Raw genomic sequence first — 16,183 nt, 5'->3', positions numbered from 1 at the left:
GAGGTTCGAGAGAGCGGGGGACGTTATGCGTGCTGTGTGGTTGACGGAGTTCGGTGGTCCGGAGGTTCTGGTCGCGGGGGACGCGCCCGATCCCGTCCCCGGTGACGGGCAGGTCCTGATCCAGGTCGCCTACGCGAACATCACGTTCGTGGAGACCCAGGTCCGGGCCGGGACGATGGACATGTTCAAGCTCGAGCCGCCGGCCATCCCCGGGAACGGCGTCGGGGGCGTGGTCCGGGCGGTCGGGGCGGGCGTCGACCAGGCGTGGCTCGGGAAGCGGGTCATCACCTCGGTGGGCGGTTCGGGGGGTTACGCCGAGCTGGCCGTGGCGGCCGCCGAAGGACTTTACGAGGTGCCCGGCGGGGTGGAGCTGGACGTGGCCGTCGCGCTGCTCGCCGACGGGCGGACGGCGGCCGTGCTGCTCCGTACCGCAGGCGTCCGGGCGGGGGAGCGGGTGCTGGTGGAGGCGGCGGCCGGCGGGGTCGGGTCGCTGCTGGTCCAGCTGGCCAAGGCGGCTGGCGCGAGCGTCGTCGCGGCGGCGGGCGGCGAACGGAAGCTGGAGCTGGCCCGCGAGCTGGGCGCCGACGCCGCCGTCGACTACCGCGAGCCCGGCTGGAGCAAGGCCGCCGGGCCGGTCGACGTCGTCTTCGACGGGGTCGGCGGCGCGGTCGGGCGGGAGGCGTTCGGGCTGCTCGGTGAAGGCGGCCGGATGCTCAGCTACGGACTGGCCAGCGGCGAGGCGGCCGGGGTGCCGGAGGAGGACGCGAAGGCGCGGGGCGTGTCGCTCGTCCAGCCGCAGTACACCCCGCGGTTCATGCGGGAGGGCACCGAGCACGTCCTGGCCGAGGCGGCGGCGGGACGGCTCCGTCCCGTCATCGGCCAGCGGTTCCCGCTGGAGCGGGCCGCCGACGCGCACGCGGCCATCGAAACGCGCGGCACCGTCGGCAAGACGCTGCTGGAGGTCTGAGGTCAGCCGGTCGCCCAGGCCTGCTCCACGGCGGTGCGGTTGTCGCGGATGAGCCGGTCCAGGTCGGTGTCGTAGAGGGAGTCGGGCACACCGCTGGAGAAGATCTCCAGGACGCAGGGGCCGCGGTAGCCGGCGTCGTACACGGCGTGCAGCAGCCGCCCGGTCGGGATCGGGCCGGTGCCGACACTGCGGCGGTCGGCGCCCGAGCGCGGGGTGCGCCAGTCGCTGACCTGCAGCAGGAAGACGCGGTCGCCGGCGTCCTGGAGGCCGGCGACCAGGCGGTCGTCCTGCCACAGGTTCCAGGTGTCGACGCAGATCCCCACGTCGGCCCGGCCGATGTCGGCGACGAGGTCCAGGCCCTGGCGCAGCGTCCAGATCGCGGTCTCCTGGTTCAGCGAGACCGGGTTCAGCGGTTCGAGGGCGATGCGCACCCCGTGCGCCTCGGCCACGGCGGACAGTTCGCGGTGGTCGACGACGGTCTGCCGCAGCGCCTCGGCCATGTCGCCCTTCGGGGCCGGGCCGGTGTTGGTGACGAACACCGCCCCGGGCGCGTAGGGCGCGACGAGTTCGACGCAGCGGCGGAACGCCTCCAGCCGTTCCTCGCGCCCCTTCGGCTCCGGCTGCCCGGCGCTCGGGACCATCGCGCGCACCGACGGCTGCACCGAGCGGATCGTCAGGCCGGCCTGGGCGATCAGGTCCAGCTGGGCCTTCGCCCGGTCCGGGTGCAGTTTGTCCTGGCAGACCTCGATGACCCCGATGCCGGCTCCGGCGTAGTGCTCGACGTCCTCCTCGAAGGACCACGGCAGGGTGGTGTACTGGTTGACCCCGTACGCGAAGGGCAGTTCCGACGGGCGGCTCATGCCTCGCCTCGCTTCTCGGTATGGAACCGGGCCACGACGTGGTCGAACTTCTCGGGCTCGTCCAGGAAGAGCGCGTGGCCGCTCTTCTCGAAGAACACCGTCTCGGCGTCCGGGACGTGCTCGCCGGCCCAGGCCGGGCCGCGCCAGTCGAACACCCGGTCCTGGCGGGCGACCAGGACGAGGACGGGCAGGTCGAAGGTGGGCAGCACGTCCCGCCAGTCCTCCCGGGTGTGCGCGGCCATGACGGCGTTGCGCACCCGCGGCGGGCACTTGGCCATCTCGGCCAGGAACAGCTTCTTCCGCGCCTCGTCCGGCTCGGTGTCCATGATCGTCTGGAGCTGCTGTTCGTCCTGGCCGTACGGGTCGGCGCTCTGCTGGACCTGCAGCGCGGCCAGGGCGGCGTCGTCGAAGCACGCCGCGTGCGCGTACTTCCAGTCCACCGCGTAGTACTGGCGGGGCGTCTGCTCGACGAACACCGCCCGGCCGGTGCGGTGGGCGCCGAACAGCTCCAGGTAGCTCCACACGACCGGGCAGCCGAGCGACCAGCCGAGCAGCGTGGCGTCGCGCAGGTCCAGGGCCTCCATCAGGTCCCACAGATCCTTGGCCAGCCGGGAGACGCGGTAGCCGTGGCGCGGTTTGCCCGAGTCGCCGTGCCCGCGCAGGTCGATGGTGACGACCCGGGCGTGCTCGGCGAGCGCGGCGGCGTTGCGGTCGAAGAACCGGCCGCTGAACGTCCAGCCGTGGATCATGACCAGCGGCGTTCCCGAGCCGGTCTCCCGGTAGTGCAGCCGGGTGCCGTCACTGGCTTCGACGTGACCCATCGGATCAGCTCCCGTCCGTGTGGGCGGGGCCGCGGACACTGCCGAGGGAGGCGATGGCCCCCGCGTCGTAGCCGGCCTCCGCGAGCGGGGAGACGACGTCGCGCCACAGGTCGGGCAGGTAGCCGAACAGGACGTCGGCCGGCCCCTCGATCTCGACCTCGCCGAGGGCGGCGGGCAGCAGCAGCGTCGCGGCCCGCCCGAGCTCCTCCCGGAAGTCCTTGGCGCGCACCCGCACCGGCGCGCCGATGTTGGTCAGGATCTGCGCGGTGGCGAAGGAGCGCCGCAGCGGTGCGGCCGTCCCGGCGCTCCAGCGCTCCAGCGCGAAGTACGGGCCGGCGCACAGGAACGTCCGGTCCACTCCGTCCGCGACGGGTATCCGCAGGCCGGGGACGAAGTCGGGGCGCGTCCCGGTCTTCACCTCTTTCAGGAACATGTCGAGGTTGGCGGCGAACTCCTCGTCGCCGACGTGGGAGCCGTCCTCCATCTGCCAGCGCATCGCGTGCTGCTGGATGTCGGAAGTCTGCTCGATCTCGTAGATCAGCGTGTCGGGGCCGAAGCTGTGCGGGGTGCCGCCGGGCACGTAGATCGTCTGCCCGGCCCGCACCGGCAGGCGGCGCAGCACCCGGTCGAAGTCCTGCTTCTCCAGCGCCGCGCGCAGCTCCTCCTTCGACACGCCCTCCTTGACGCCGCAGAGGGCGGTGGCGCCGGGCGCGGCGTCCAGGATGTGCCAGGCCTCGGTCTTGCCGTTGCGCTGGCCTTCCAGCCGCCGGGCGTCCTCGTCGTCGGCGTGCAGGTGCACCGGCAGGGCGCCGGCGGCGTCGATGAACTTGGTCAGCACCGGGAAGAAGTCCCCCGACCAGCCCGGACCCATCAGCTCCTCGGGGTGGTCGGCGACGACCTCGCGCAGCGTCCGGCCGGCCAGCGGGCCGTTGGTCACCGTCCCGCTGGAGCCGTCGACGTCGCTGCACTCCCACGTCTCGGCGACGCACCAGTCCGGGACGCCGGTCTTGCCGAGGCGGCGGGCGATGGCGTGGCCGCCGAACACCAGCGGCCGGGCGGTGGCGGTGAGCCGCAGCGGATACGGTTCCATTCCCCCGCTCACAGGATCGGCTGGCCGCCGGTGACCGCGATCCGGGCCCCGGAGACGTAGCTGGCCTCGTCCGAGGCGAGCATCACGTAGACCGGCGCCAGCTCGGCCGGCTGGCCCGCCCGCCCGAGCGGGACCTGCGAGCCGAAGCTCTTCACCTGCTCCTCGGGCATGGTCGAGGGGATCAGCGGCGTCCAGATCGGGCCGGGCGCGACGCTGTTGGCGCGGATGCCCTTGGACGCCAGCATCTGGGACAGCGAGCCGACCATGTTCGCGATGCCGGCCTTGGTGACGTTGTAGGGGAGCAGCGCCGGCGGCGGCGAGTCGGAGTTCACCGACGTGCTCCCGATGATCGACGAGCCGGGCCGCATGTGCGGGACGGCGGCCTTGGCCAGATGGAAGAACGCGCTGATGTTGACCGCCAGCGTGTGGTCCCACTCCTGGTCCGGGATGTCCTCGATGGACTCGCGCGTCATCTGGTAGGCGGCGTTGTTGACCAGCACGTCCACCCGGCCGAACTCCTGCACGGCCCGCTCGATGACCGCCCGGCAGTGCGCCGGGTCGGCCAGGTCGCCCGGCACCAGCACGCACGTGCGGCCGGCCTCCTCGACCCAGCGCCGGGTCTCGGCGGCGTCGTCGTGCTCGTCGAGGTAGGAGACCAGGACGTCGGCGCCCTCGCGAGCGAAGGCGATCGCCACCGCGCGCCCGATGCCGCTGTCCGCCCCGGTGATCACCGCCGCCTTGCCGTCCAGCCGGCCGCAGCCGCGGTAGCTGTCCTCGCCGTGGTCGGGCTTGGGGTCCATCTTGCTCGTGACGCCGGGCGGGGTCTGCTGCTGGGCGGGCTGGGACATCGTCGTCTCCTGCGGATCGGCGTGTGGGGCGGCGCGCGCGGATGTGGCGATGGGCTGGTACCCCGCGCCGGACGCGAGCGAAACGGCGCTTAACAGGAAATGGGCGCCCATATTGATCAACGTTTGCCGAGGTCGGCGGGCCTTGTCGGCGGGCCCGGCCGGCGAGCCGCTGTGGGATCCGTCACCTAGCCTCAAACAGTCGATCATGTTCTTATGAGGATTCCGGCAGGGACGAGGCCGGAACCCCCCGAAGGAAGAGGAACGCTTCAGTGAGATCGAGCAAGATGTGGGCCCGGGTGTGCGCGGGCGCCGCCGCGGTGGCGACGGCCGTGAGCGTGCTCGGCGCGGCGCCGGCGCAGGCCGCCGAGCCGGGCCCGGCACCGTCCTTCACCGACGGCTTCGGGCTGACCCAGGTCGAGCCCGTCAAGGGCGACGGGGCCGACCTCACGCTGACCGTGACCACCCCCAACCTGTCCGGCAAGCACTGGATCCGGATCTTCCTGCCCGAGGGCTACGCGGCCGACCCCGCCAAGCGGTGGCCGGTGCTGTACTCCCTGACCGGCGGGCCCAGCCAGCAGGCGGACCCGGCGGTGATCCCCGCGCTGCGCTCCAACAAGATGATCACCGTGATCCCGGACGGCGGCCAGAAGGGGTGGTACGCCGACTGGAAGATGCAGAACACCGCGCTGGGCGCGGCGAAGTGGGAGTCCTTCCACATCAAGCAGGTCGTCCCCTTCATCGACGCCAACCTGCGCACGCTGACCGACCGCAAGCACCGGGCCGTCGCGGGCCTGTCCATGGGCGGCTTCGGCGCCATGCACTACGCCGAGGCCTACCCCGAGCTGTTCGGCCACGTCGCCTCGATGTCGGGTGCGATCGACTTCGGGCTCGCCGACATGCGCGGCGCGGTCCTGGCCACCGAGCTGAACCTGCCGAACTGGCCCTGCGCCGCGGGCAGCGCCGCCGGCTGCGCCGACTACGGCCCCACCGTCGACAGCGACGCCATCTTCGGGACGCCCTACTTCTGGGGCGACCAGATCTGGAACGCGGTCAACCCCGCCTCCACGGCCAACCTGAAGAAGCTCGCGAACACCAGCATCGCGCTCTACACGGGCAACCAGGGCCTCGACATGGCGACGGCCACCGCGACCGGCAACGTCCGGAACTACCTCACCAACCTGGGCATCCCCATCCAGCGGTTCGTCGCCTACGGCAACGGCGCGAACTGGGGCACGACCTGCGACGGCAACCACAGCTACGGCTGCTGGATCCCGTCCTACGCCGACTACATCCCGATCCTCGAGAGCAACTTCGCCGCGGCGTGAGCTAGCGCAGCCCGCGCAGGAACGTCGTCACGGTCCGCTCGTAGGCGGCCGGGGCGACGTTCCACGCGTCGGTGTGGCCGGCCTCGGGCGCGGAGACGTGCGTGACCAGCCCGGCCGGCGCCCTGCGGGCGTACTGCAGGGCGGGCCCGTTCGCGACGGTCCAGTCCTCGTCGGCGGTGAACAGCAGCACCGGGACCTTCAGCCCGGCGGCATAACGGCGCTGGTCGTAGTCCGCCAGGTCGATGCCGATCCGCCACTGCAGGATGCGCTCGGCGACGGAGGTGACGGGCTGCGGCAGGTTCCGCTGCGCGCCCTGCTTGTCCAGCGTGGCCGTCCAGTCCATGACGGGCGAATCCAGGACGACGCCCCGCACGAACGACCGGTCGTCGCGCAGCGTCCGCATCGCCATCGCGCCGCCCATCGACCACCCGTACAGCACGACGCCCTCGGCGCCCTGCGCGCGGGCGTAGCCGATCGCCGAGGCGAGGTCCTGCCGCTCGGTGTCGCCGAGGTGATTGCGCCGGTCGGGGGAGGGCGGCGCGCCCTCGTCGTTGCGGTAGGCGATCGACAGCATCGGCAGGCCCGCCGCGTGGACGGCGCGCATCCCGCGGAACGTCTCGGCGCGGTCGGCGTTGCGGCCGTGCACGGCGATCACCCACGTCCGGCCGGGCGCGGGCAGGAACCAGGCGGGCATCGGCCCGAGCCGGGAGGGGTAGCGGACGTCCCGGTACTCCAGCCCGAGGGCCGAGCGCGGGTCGCCCGCCCACACCCAGTGGTCGATGACGGCCCGCGCGCCCTTCACCGGCGCGCCCGCGACGACGCGGCGGGTGACGGTGCCGCGGGTCCCGGCGGTGATCTCGCCGAGGACGCCCCGGCCGCCCTGCCACACCAGCCCCCACGTGCCGGGCCGGTCGGTGGTGTGGTCGCGCGGCAGGGTGACGGTGCCGTCGCGGGCGTCCACGATGCGGAACCGGAACGCGCGGCCGTGCTCGACCTCGGTCGCGGCGCCGGAGAAGTACCAGCCGATGCCGGCGACGGCCGAGGCGAGCAGGACCAGGACCGCCGGCAGGGCGATGAGCAGGAGGCGGCGAAGGCGGGTCACAGCCCACGACCGTAGGGGATGCGGGAGTTCGGCGGCGCGCGCCTTCCCGTGCGCCCGGATACTGTGTGGTGCGCGAGGAGGGGCATAGGCCGGTGGCGGACCAGGACGAGATCACGGAGCTGGAGCGGCGGATCGTGCGCCTGGTGCGCGACGGCGCCCCGCCCGGCTGGCAGCGGCTCGGCCTGCGCTGCCAGGCGACCGTCGCCGCCGACCGGCTGACGCTGACCGCGCTGACCGCCGACGGGCAGATCATCACCGCCGAGCAGCCGCCCGGCGGCCTGGCCGACCTGCTGGCCCGGCTGCGCCGCGCGCACTACCTGTCGGAGCAGGGCACCTGGTTCTCGGTGACGTTCCTGGTCGAGCCGGACGCCGCCCAGCCCTACTACAACTACGACTTCGACCCGATGTGGGACCCGCCGCTGGAGCGGGACGCCTGGACGCGCGACCAGATCGTGCTGCCGCGCGACGGCGCGCACGTGCCCGAGTGGCTGCGCGACCGGCTGGAGGGCCGCGAGCCGGTCTACCGGGCCGGCGAGCACGCCGAGCCGCTGAACCCGGTCGAGCAGATGGAGCTGCTGTCGAACCGGTTCACGCTGCTGGCCGCCGACCAGGGCCCGCCGCTCTGGCGGAAGATCTTCGGGTACTACCAGGCGTGCGGCGACCATGTGGAGTTCCCGCCGCCGATGGCCTACCTGGCGGACGGGACGATGGGCGCGTGGACGCCGTCGCCGGCCGTCGCGGTGCTGCTGGACCGGCTGCGCGCGGGCACGCACGGCTTCCAGGGCCGCACGTGGTGGCGGATGGACTTCGAGCTGCTGTACGAAGAGGGCGGCGTGCGCTGCCGCGCCTCCTACACCTACGACCGCGAGCCGCCGTGGAACCGGGCGCCGGGCGCCGGGGACGTCCGCCGCGAGCTGGAGCGGTTCCCCGGCGGCGAGGTCCCCGACTGGATGACGCGCATCCTGGAGACGGCTCCCCACGCGGCGGATGCGCCGCACCCCGAGCCCGCGCAGCCCGCCGAGCCGGCCGGGATGCGGCAGGCCCGGGTGTTCGACCAGATCGGCCCGAACGGGGAGAACCCGTCGGTGTCGCGGCCGGAGGTGCCGGCCGACGAGGCCGGCCCGCTGCTGGAGTACCTGCGGGCCGCGCCGGTCGTGATGGCCGCGCGGTCGTCCGGCCCGGACCAGATCGACGCCTCGCGCGGCGACCGGGTGCCGCTGACCTTCCACACCGACGGGCACTGGACGTGGCCGGGCGCCGTCGCCTACTACCTGGCCGAGCACGGCGTCCCGCCCGAGCCGGAGCTGGTCGCGCACGCCCGCGCGCGCGGGTTCGTGCCGCCGGCCGTCGGCGAGGAGACGATGGGCGCGGCGATCGCGGCGGTGACCGGCCGCGACGAGCCGCCGCGGCTGCGCACCGACTGGCCCGCGCGGGCCGCCCGCCGCCTCGCCGAGCTCGGCGTCGAACCCGACGCCTACCGGATCGGCGGCACCCGCGAGGGCGCCTGGTGCCTGCTGGAGGAGGGCGGCCGCTGGAGGGTGTTCAAGTACGTCGGCGGCGAGCGGCTGAAGGAGGTCGCCTTCGACTCCTCCGACGACGCCGCCGCGCACCTGCTCGGCCGCACGCTGCTGGTGCCGTTCCGGCGCCGTCCCATCGAGCCGCTGGACGGCGAGCCGCCGCTCAACCTGTTCCGGGACCAGCGGGAGATCGAGGTGCCCGCCGGGACCGTCGTCGACCGGTACGGCGACCCCGCCGGCAACGTCGCCTACGCCGAGGGGACGCCGTTCGAGCGGCGGTCGCTGCCGCCGGACTGGGCGAACCGGCCCTACCGCGCCTACCGGCTGCAGCGCCCGGTGCGGGCGCTGACCGGCATCGCGGTCCCCTGGTTCGACCAGCCCGGCGGCGGCACCGCCTACGTCTTCGCCAGGTCCATGGCGGACCTGGTCGAGGACGGCTCCGCCACCGAGGCCGGCTAGAAGCGCTTCGGTCCCTGCGGCGCGCGCCTGGCGTACGCCTGCGAGAAGTCCGGCCGGACCGCCGGGCAGGTCGCGCCCGCCTTCGGCTGCCTGCCGGTCAGCAGGTAGGCGTCGACGGCGGTGCGCGCGCACGGGCTGAGCGCGTACACGCCGTGACCGGTGCCCTGGTAGGTCAGCAGCGCCGACCGGCTGGTCTGCCGGTTGACGTTGACCGCCCACGGACGCACCGTCGCCGGGTCGCCCGTCCCGCTCACGATGAGGCTCGGCGGGGCGAACTTGACGAACGACGGCCGCTGCGGGTCCAGCGGCTTCGCCGGACGGCCGAGGCAGGCGATGAAGGCGTCGTCGGCCAGCGGGTTCAGCCGCACGTGCGGGGCCGCGCGCCGGGACTCGGCACGGACCGCCGCCAGCTCCTTGTAGTCGCGGACGGGAAACGCCCAGTCCGCGCACAGGATGCCGCTGAACATGCCGTCGTGGTCGCCGGTGGTGTCGACCTTGGCGACCTTGCGGACCTTCTGCCGCGACAGCTCGCGCAGCTCCTCGCTGAGCTCGGCCCAGGCGAGCGGGTCGTACATGGTCGTCTGCACCATGCGGGCGAGGCCGAAGACCTCAAGGCGGACCTTGGGGTCGTCGATCTCGTGCAGGGTGCCGCGCTCGGCGCGGACCATCAGCGCGTCCAGCACCTTCACCGGGTTCTTGCCGCGCAGCGCGCAGTACTTGGAGGTGGGGCACCACTTGGCGAACTGCCGGTAGCCCTCCTCCAGGCCGCGCGCCTCGTCGGCGGAGAACCGCCCGGCGCCGGCGACGCTGTGGTCCATCGTGCTGTCGAGCGTCAGCCGCGACAGCCGCCACGGGAACAGCTCGGCGTAGCGCTGCCCGAGCCAGGTCCCGTAGGAGATGCCGTAGAACGAGATCTTCTGCTCGCCGAGCGCGTCACGGATGGCGTCCATGTCGAGCGCGACGTCGGTCTGGCCGAGGTGGTCGTACAGCGGGCCCGTCCTGGCGCGGCAGGCCTGGTACAGCTTCGCGCCGAACGCCTTGCGCGCGGCGAACTCGGCCTGGTTGCGCGGGAAGTCGCGGGGCGCCTTCCCGACCTTGCCGCAGCTGACGGGGTTGCTGGCGCCGACGCCGCGGGGGTCGAAGCCCACGATGTCGTAGCGCTGGCGGACCTGCTTGGACAGGCCCGCCCGGTCCAGGACCATGTCCACGCCCGAGCCGCCCGGCCCGCCGGGGTTCACCAGCAGCGTGCCGAGGCGGCGCTTGGGGTCGGCGGCCCGCAGCCGGGCCACCGCGATCTTGATACTGCCGGCCTGCGGCCGGCTCCGGTCGATCGGCACGCCGAGCGTGCCGCACTGCACCGACCTGTCGTCGGCGCACTGGTGCCACGTGATCTTCGGGGGTGCGGCCTGTGCGGTTCCGGGAACCAGGCAGGCGGCCACCATGACGGCGCCGCCTGCGAGGATCCCGGCCATCCGGCCCATGCCAGTCACGTAGTGGGGCTCCCTGTCCTTGCGGGGCGTACGGGGACAGGAAGATCCTGATAGAGCTAGATCACATTTGGGTCATCGGACACCCGTGGTTTTACAACTGCTTCTACAACGCGGCGGCTTTCCGGTAGACGGCCGCCGCGGCCGAGCCGTGGTACGGCGAGTACATCTCGGCCTTGCGGTCGGAGTGCATGCTGTTGACGCCGACGATCCGGCCGAGGCCGTTGGACTTCAGCCCGTAGAGCCACGGCCCGCCGGACGCGCCGTTGCCCATCGTGCAGTCCATGCCCAGGTGGACGGGCCCGCCCGCGGTGTAGCGGATGCCGTAGGTCTTGCCCGAGCAGTACCAGAGCCGGTTGGAGTTCATCGGCTTCTTGGAAGGCAGCGCGCGCGCCGGGTACCCGAACGCGTACATCGGGTACGACCGCTTCTTGTAGCCGAAGTTGTAGCCCTGGCTGCCGGTGTAGTACTGGATGCCCTTGCCCCGGTACTTGCGGACGGTGAACGCCGCGACGTCGTAGGACGGGTCGGCGCCGTTGGCCCAGCGCTTGTCGACCACCATGTAGTCGGCGGTCCAGGTTCCGTAGGACTTGCCGTTGATGTAGTCCGGGCGGAACGTCAGCTTCCTGGAGAAGCCCGCGGTGCCGCCGTGACCGGAGTGCACGCAGTGCCCGGCCGTCCACACCGTCCGCTTGTTGCGCGAGCTGATGACGGTCGCGCTGCAGGTGTAGAGGCGGTTCTGGCTGTCCACGCCGAACAGCTTGCCGATCGTGCGCGCCGGCGGCTTCTTGTGCCGGGTCCACTGCCGGGCCGTCTTCACCGTCTTCACCGACGCGGCGGAGACCCGCGACGACAGGGCGTCGGGGGAGTCCTCGGGCAGCGTCGGGTCGCCCTTGGCGCCCGGCTCGGCGGCGAGCGCGGCCAGTTGCGGCGCGGACGCGCGGCCGGCCTTGGCGGCCTGCGGGGTGAGCGGCTTGGCGGCCTTGATGCGGGCCGGCGTCCAGAACTTCTCGACGTCGGCGGGGGCCTCGCCGGGCCGGCCGACCTCCAGCCCGTCGCCCGCCGGGTCGGCCGCGAGCCGGGCCGAGGCGGGCCGGGCGGGCGTGGACGGGCCGGAGGTGGCGGCGACGGCGACGCCGGACGCCACCGCGACGGCGCCGACAGCGGCGCCCGCGAGCATGAGGCGAGGGGAGGAGAGGCGCACCCTGCTGCAGCCTTTCGTGGGTGGGGGACCCGGACCAAGCAGATCGGGTCGATCCGGTCGGGAAGCAGGCAAACAGCTCCGGTGCACGAGCGTCAAGATGAGGATTTAGTGGGATATGTCGCCCTGAGAGGTTTGTGGGGCGATGCCCGAATATTCAGGGGGGTGGGTCAGCGACCGGAACCGGTCTGCACGGCGGCTGTCTGGATCTCGCCCACCGCGACCCGCAGGCCCGCCCGCGCCGGCAGCATCCCCACCGTGCCGCCCGGCGCGTCGCACGCGCCCGTGCACGTCCAGGCCACCGCGTACCGGACGGTCGCGGTGACCGGATACGGCCGCGCCGCCGCCCGCCCGAAGGTGTGCGCGCAGGACGGCACCGCGCCGCGCCGGTACGGCGTCCCCGGGCCGTCGCAGGACAGCGACGCCTCGCCGAGGTCCCAGTCGACGCGCACCGGGCGCCCGGTCATGGTGACGGTCTGGCCGTCGACCGTCACCGACGCCCGCCGCTCGCGCCAGGCGCCGGCGTCGACCCACAGGAACGTCGGCAGCCCCACCCAGGTGCGCCGCGCGGGGCTGGTGTGCGGGCGCGGCGCCGGCAGGGCGAACCCGGCCCGCGCCATCTGGACGACGTCGGCGGTCGCGACGCGCGGCGTCACGAAGTGCATGGCGCAGTGGTCGGCGCCGCCGCCCTCCGCGCACATCGGCTCGGCCTCGGCCCGCGGGGCCGCACCGGCCGCGGCCGGCGCGTGGTGGCCCGCCACCGCGACGGTGCACAGCCACGGCGAGCCGCCCGTGCAGCCGGCGTCCGCGGGCACCGCCGCGGCGGCCGGCGCGAGGAGCAGGGCCGCGCTCAGCACCGGTGGTCCCGCGGATAGGTGACCGAGTCGACCCGCCACACGCCGCCGGACCGGACGAGCCGCGCGTACAGCAGATAACGGCCGGGCTCCGGCGCCCTCCCCACCTGGGCGCCGGAGCGGATCCGGAAGGTCCACAGACCCGAGGCGGTCGCGCAGTCCAGCACGTCCGCCGTCGCCGCCCGCCGGGCCAGCAGCCGCGGGTGCGGCACCGCGTGGCCGCGCTGGACCACCCCGGCGCGGCGGTTGGCCCGCACCGCCGCGAGCAGCCGCGCCGCCGCCGTACCCGTGGCGACCTCGGGCACGCGGCCCGGGTCGCCGGTCTCCAGGGTGTACTCGAACACCTGGTGGAACCGCCGGTACTGGCCGAGGACCTGAAGGGCGGGGCCGTCCGCGCCCGCGTCCGGGACGGCCGCGGCGGCCGCGGCCGGCGTGCCGCCCGGACGCAGGGTGCCTGGACGCGGTGCGCCCGGCGCCGCCGGCGACGGCGCGCAGCCGCCGGCCAGCAGCGCCGCCCCCAGCGGCGCACCGATCCAGCCCCGGACCATCGTTCTCCCCTCAGGTCGCTCCAGCACGGTAGCGGCGACGCCCCGGCCCGCGCGGGCGGTTCGGGTAACGTCCCGATGTGCCAGGTCAACGAGGGTTTTCGGGGGCAGATGGGGGTTTCGGGTCAGGCGCGGCCGATGTCGGCGACGACGTTCAGGCCGAGCAGCAGATCGATGCGGATGAACGTCTCCACCTTCGCGCCCGGCTCCACGCGCGGATCGTCCGCGAGGCGGTCCAGGACGTCCAGCGCCGTCGCCGAGTCCAGGTCGTTCGCGAGCGCCGCCTCGGCCTCGGCGACGTACTCGCGGTTCATCGGGCGGCCCGGGCTGCCCGCCCACCGGGCGACCAGCTTGCGCCAGCGGTCCAGCCGGTTCAAGGCCGCGACGTACTTCTCACTAGTCAGCGCCATGGGCTCGCGGTAATGGCCCTCCAGGAAGCCCAGACGCGCGTAGATCGCGCTCCAGCTGGTGTTGGCCATCGTCGAGTACCACTCGCCCGTCTCGTAGGGGATCCGCAGGCAGAGCGCGTCGGGCGCCTCGGGCATGCGGAAGGACGGGCCGCTCTGGACGTAGACGTCGGCGTCCGGCAGGCCGTCGGGGACCTCCTCCCACTCATAGGTGTGGAAAGGGACGATGCCGAGCTCGTGCCACTCCTGGTCCTGCGCGGCGAAGTAAGGGCTGGAGTTCAACCGCACCCGCCGCCCCTGCCGCTCGGCCACCCGCCGCAGCAGGTCGGCGGTGACCAGCGCGCGGAACCCGGCCCGCTCCAGCACCTCGATCCGCAGCGCCGGGCCGGGCGGCAGAGGGACGAGCTCGCCGGTGCGGTGGTCGTGCAGTCGCAGCATGTCCACAACCTTAGAGCTGGGGGCCCTCCGGCATCGGGGCGGAGCCGTCGGGCTTGCGGACGGCGGCGAACCGCAGCCGCACGTAGTCGGCGACCCACCCCGACTCGCGGCGCAGCGCCGGCGCGGCCAGCTCGTTCACCCGCGCCAGCAGCGGGCCGACCATCTCGGGCGGCACGTCGGCGAGCGCGGAGCGCGCGTACACCCGCACCCAGTCCGCGGCGCCGTCGGGCCCCTCCACCATCCGGGTCGGCCGCTCGGCGTGCTCCAGCAGCCGCACGGTGAACCCGCCGTCCTCCAGCCGGGTCGCGTACTCGGCCGGGCTCGGGAAGTACCAGGGCAGCTCGGGCTCGCCGAGCCCGAACACCCGCCACGCGGTCTGCATCGCCGCGATCAGCTCGGCGCAGTTGCCCGCGCCGCCGAGCTCGCCGACGAACCGGCCGCCCGGCCGCAGCGCCTCGTGCACCCGGGCGATCACCGCGTCGGGGTCGCGGGTCATCCAGTGCAGCGCCGCGTTGGAGGCGACCGCGTCGAAGGACTCGCTGGTGGTGAAGCAGTGCGCGTCCCCGATGGCGAAGGACAGCCCCGGGTGCAGCGCGGTCGCCTGGGCGATCATCTCCGGCGAGCCGTCGATGCCCAGCACCTCGGCGCCGCGCTCGGCGATCTCCGCGGTGAAGGCGCCGGCACCGCAGCCGAGGTCGATGACCTTCTCGCCCGGCTGCGGGTCGAGCAGGTCGACCAGGGGCGCGCCATGCGCGGAGACGTACCCGAACGCGGTGTCGTACGTCGTCACGGCCCAATTCACTGTCGTAATTTATCCGTACAGCGAGGCTGGTGGTGCGGGTAGGTCGATCCGTGACCTGCGGCGGGTGACCCGCGTCACCGCGTACCGTCGCCGGGGCGGGGCCGTGATGAGGGCGGACATGGGCTATGAGTGCTGACATGAGCGAGGAGAGCGGCGTGCGCGGCGAGGTCAGGATCGTGGGGGCCGAACGGCCGGACGGGTTGGAACTGCGCACGCTCGGGCTCGCCGAGCGCGGGCTGCCGGAGCTGCGCGCCACCGGACTGCCGCCCTATCTCGGGCAGGGCTGGGCGCGGGTGCTCGGCGCCGTCGCGCAGCGGATGGCCGCAACCGGCCTGAACGGGCCCGCCGAGGTCGAGGTGGCGGACGGGGTGGCGGTGCTGCTCGCCGCCGCCAAGGGCGGCCTGGCCGTGCTGCCCCCGGCCGGGCAGGGCGGGGACGTCCAGCGGTGGCGCCGGGAGCTGGTCGAGCGGCTCTTCCCGGAGGCGCAGTCCTAGAATCTCGTTCTATGTCGTATACCGAGATCGACTACGGGGTTCAGGACGGGATCGCCACGATCACGCTGAACCGACCGCAGCGCATGAACGCCTACACCTACACGATGCGGGCGGAGATGCTCGACGCCTTCGACCGCGTCGACGCCGACGACCAGGTGCGCGTCGTCGTCGTCACCGGGGCCGGCCGGGCGTTCTGCGCGGGCGCCGACCTCGGCGGCGGCGGGGACACCTTCAACAAGGACAAGTCGCAGGACATGTTCGCCGGGGAGGACGACGTCCTGGAGGACGGCACCCCGCGCGACGGCGGCGGCACCGTCGCGCTGCGCATCGCGAACTGCCTGAAGCCGGTGATCGGCGCGTTCAACGGCGCGGCGGTCGGCGTCGGCGTCACCATGACGCTGCCGATGGACGTCCGGCTGGCCAGCGAGAAGGCCAAGTTCGGGTTCGTGTTCGCGCGGCGCGGCATCGTCACCGAGGCCGCGTCCTCGTGGTTCCTGCCGCGGCTGGTCGGCATCGCGCAGGCGATGGAGTGGGCCGCGACCGGCCGGGTCTTCGACGCCGCCGAGGCGCTGCACGGCGGCCTGGTCTCGCGCGTGTACGCGCCCGACGAGCTGCTGCCCGCCGCCTACGCGCTGGCGCGGGAGATCGCCGACAACACCTCGGCCGTCTCGGTCGCCGCGATCCGCCGGCTGATGTGGTCGGGATTGTCGGCGCCGTCCCCGTGGGACGCGCACGCCGCCGACTCCCGGTTGATGGCCGCGCTCGGCGGTGCCCCGGACGCCGCCGAGGGCGTCTCCTCCTTCCTGGAGAAGCGCGCGGCGAAGTTCTCGATGCGCGTCAGCACGGACCTGCCGCCGCAGGTGCCGGACTGGCCGTTGCGGTAGCGGCACCCCGCCGACCAGCCGACAGGGCCCCCGGAGGCCAGGTGTTTCCGGGGGTTTTGCGGTTCGCTGACTCGATCGGCCG

Annotated in this window: 16 protein-coding genes; 5 read left to right on the top strand and 11 right to left on the bottom strand. The window is 73.6% G+C overall.

The window, feature by feature from the left end; translation table 11 throughout:
• Positions 1–34: 34 nt before the first annotated feature.
• Positions 35–967, top strand: a complete 933-nt coding sequence (locus ACRB68_RS08790; protein ID WP_328593947.1) for a zinc-binding dehydrogenase — start codon at positions 35–37, stop codon at positions 965–967.
• A gap of 2 nt (positions 968–969) precedes the next feature.
• Here the strand turns inward: ACRB68_RS08790 and ACRB68_RS08785 are convergent, their stop codons facing one another.
• From ACRB68_RS08785 to ACRB68_RS08770, 4 genes are read right to left on the bottom strand one after another with little or no spacing between them, the layout of a single operon-like run.
• Positions 970–1,827 carry a sugar phosphate isomerase/epimerase family protein gene (locus tag ACRB68_RS08785; protein ID WP_153531595.1) on the bottom strand — a complete coding sequence of 286 codons (858 nt, stop codon included), beginning with the start codon at positions 1,825–1,827 and terminating at the stop codon, positions 970–972.
• The gene (locus ACRB68_RS08780) at positions 1,824–2,648 is read right to left on the bottom strand and encodes an alpha/beta fold hydrolase (RefSeq protein WP_153531593.1); all 825 of its coding nucleotides are present in this window, start codon (positions 2,646–2,648) and stop codon (positions 1,824–1,826) included. The genes ACRB68_RS08785 and ACRB68_RS08780 overlap by 4 nt, the downstream gene beginning before the upstream one ends.
• Before the next feature lie 4 nt (positions 2,649–2,652).
• On the bottom strand, positions 2,653–3,738 hold the full coding sequence (locus tag ACRB68_RS08775; RefSeq protein WP_153531591.1) for a class I mannose-6-phosphate isomerase: 1,086 nt from the start codon (positions 3,736–3,738) through the stop codon (positions 2,653–2,655).
• An 8-nt stretch (positions 3,739–3,746) separates the two neighbouring features.
• The gene (locus ACRB68_RS08770) at positions 3,747–4,586 is read right to left on the bottom strand and encodes an SDR family oxidoreductase (RefSeq protein WP_194293214.1); all 840 of its coding nucleotides are present in this window, start codon (positions 4,584–4,586) and stop codon (positions 3,747–3,749) included.
• Positions 4,587–4,855: 269 nt separating this feature from the next.
• Here ACRB68_RS08770 and ACRB68_RS08765 point away from each other — a divergent pair, with 269 nt between their 5' ends.
• On the top strand, positions 4,856–5,911 hold the full coding sequence (locus ACRB68_RS08765) for an alpha/beta hydrolase (RefSeq protein ID WP_328593946.1): 1,056 nt from the start codon (positions 4,856–4,858) through the stop codon (positions 5,909–5,911).
• Position 5,912: 1 nt separating this feature from the next.
• On the opposite strand, the gene ACRB68_RS42410 is transcribed toward ACRB68_RS08765, so the two are convergent.
• Complete coding sequence (locus ACRB68_RS42410; protein WP_153531590.1) at positions 5,913–7,013, bottom strand: alpha/beta hydrolase family protein; 1,101 nt, start codon at positions 7,011–7,013, stop codon at positions 5,913–5,915.
• A 92-nt stretch (positions 7,014–7,105) separates the two neighbouring features.
• On the opposite strand from ACRB68_RS42410, the gene ACRB68_RS08755 reads away from it, so the two are divergent.
• Positions 7,106–8,989 (top strand): TNT domain-containing protein, encoded by a 1,884-nt coding sequence (locus tag ACRB68_RS08755; RefSeq protein WP_328593945.1) that lies wholly within the window; start codon positions 7,106–7,108, stop codon positions 8,987–8,989.
• On the opposite strand, the gene ACRB68_RS08750 is transcribed toward ACRB68_RS08755, so the two are convergent.
• The 6 genes from ACRB68_RS08750 to ACRB68_RS08725 all read right to left on the bottom strand — a co-directional run bounded on the left by ACRB68_RS08750 (position 8,986) and on the right by ACRB68_RS08725 (position 14,711).
• Entirely contained in the window at positions 8,986–10,470 is a 1,485-nt protein-coding gene (locus ACRB68_RS08750) for an alpha/beta hydrolase (RefSeq protein ID WP_235959205.1), read from the bottom strand. The genes ACRB68_RS08755 and ACRB68_RS08750 overlap by 4 nt on opposite strands.
• A 112-nt stretch (positions 10,471–10,582) precedes the next feature.
• Positions 10,583–11,656 carry a trypsin-like serine peptidase gene (locus ACRB68_RS08745; protein WP_153531586.1) on the bottom strand — a complete coding sequence of 358 codons (1,074 nt, stop codon included), beginning with the start codon at positions 11,654–11,656 and terminating at the stop codon, positions 10,583–10,585.
• A gap of 191 nt (positions 11,657–11,847) precedes the next feature.
• Positions 11,848–12,534 carry a hypothetical protein gene (locus tag ACRB68_RS08740; protein WP_153531584.1) on the bottom strand — a complete coding sequence of 229 codons (687 nt, stop codon included), beginning with the start codon at positions 12,532–12,534 and terminating at the stop codon, positions 11,848–11,850.
• Positions 12,528–13,079 carry a hypothetical protein gene (locus ACRB68_RS08735; RefSeq protein ID WP_153531582.1) on the bottom strand — a complete coding sequence of 184 codons (552 nt, stop codon included), beginning with the start codon at positions 13,077–13,079 and terminating at the stop codon, positions 12,528–12,530. Before ACRB68_RS08735 ends, ACRB68_RS08740 begins: the two co-directional genes overlap by 7 nt.
• Before the next feature lie 122 nt (positions 13,080–13,201).
• The gene (locus tag ACRB68_RS08730) at positions 13,202–13,921 is read right to left on the bottom strand and encodes a hypothetical protein (protein WP_153531581.1); all 720 of its coding nucleotides are present in this window, start codon (positions 13,919–13,921) and stop codon (positions 13,202–13,204) included.
• A gap of 10 nt (positions 13,922–13,931) precedes the next feature.
• Positions 13,932–14,711, bottom strand: coding sequence for a class I SAM-dependent methyltransferase (locus ACRB68_RS08725; protein WP_328593944.1), 780 nt, complete (start codon positions 14,709–14,711; stop codon positions 13,932–13,934).
• 149 nt (positions 14,712–14,860) lie between these two features.
• On the opposite strand from ACRB68_RS08725, the gene ACRB68_RS08720 reads away from it, so the two are divergent.
• Positions 14,861–15,217 (top strand): hypothetical protein, encoded by a 357-nt coding sequence (locus tag ACRB68_RS08720; protein WP_153531580.1) that lies wholly within the window; start codon positions 14,861–14,863, stop codon positions 15,215–15,217.
• Positions 15,218–15,228: 11 nt separating this feature from the next.
• On the top strand, positions 15,229–16,101 hold the full coding sequence (locus tag ACRB68_RS08715) for a crotonase/enoyl-CoA hydratase family protein (RefSeq protein ID WP_153531578.1): 873 nt from the start codon (positions 15,229–15,231) through the stop codon (positions 16,099–16,101).
• The last annotated feature ends 82 nt before the right edge of the window (positions 16,102–16,183 follow it).

The organism is Actinomadura macrotermitis (assembly GCF_009604375.1).
In the GTDB taxonomy this organism is placed as follows: Bacteria; Actinomycetota; Actinomycetes; order Streptosporangiales; family Streptosporangiaceae; genus Spirillospora; species Spirillospora macrotermitis.
Note: the sequence above shows the minus strand (reverse complement) of the source record. Positions and strands in the feature narration are given on the sequence as shown.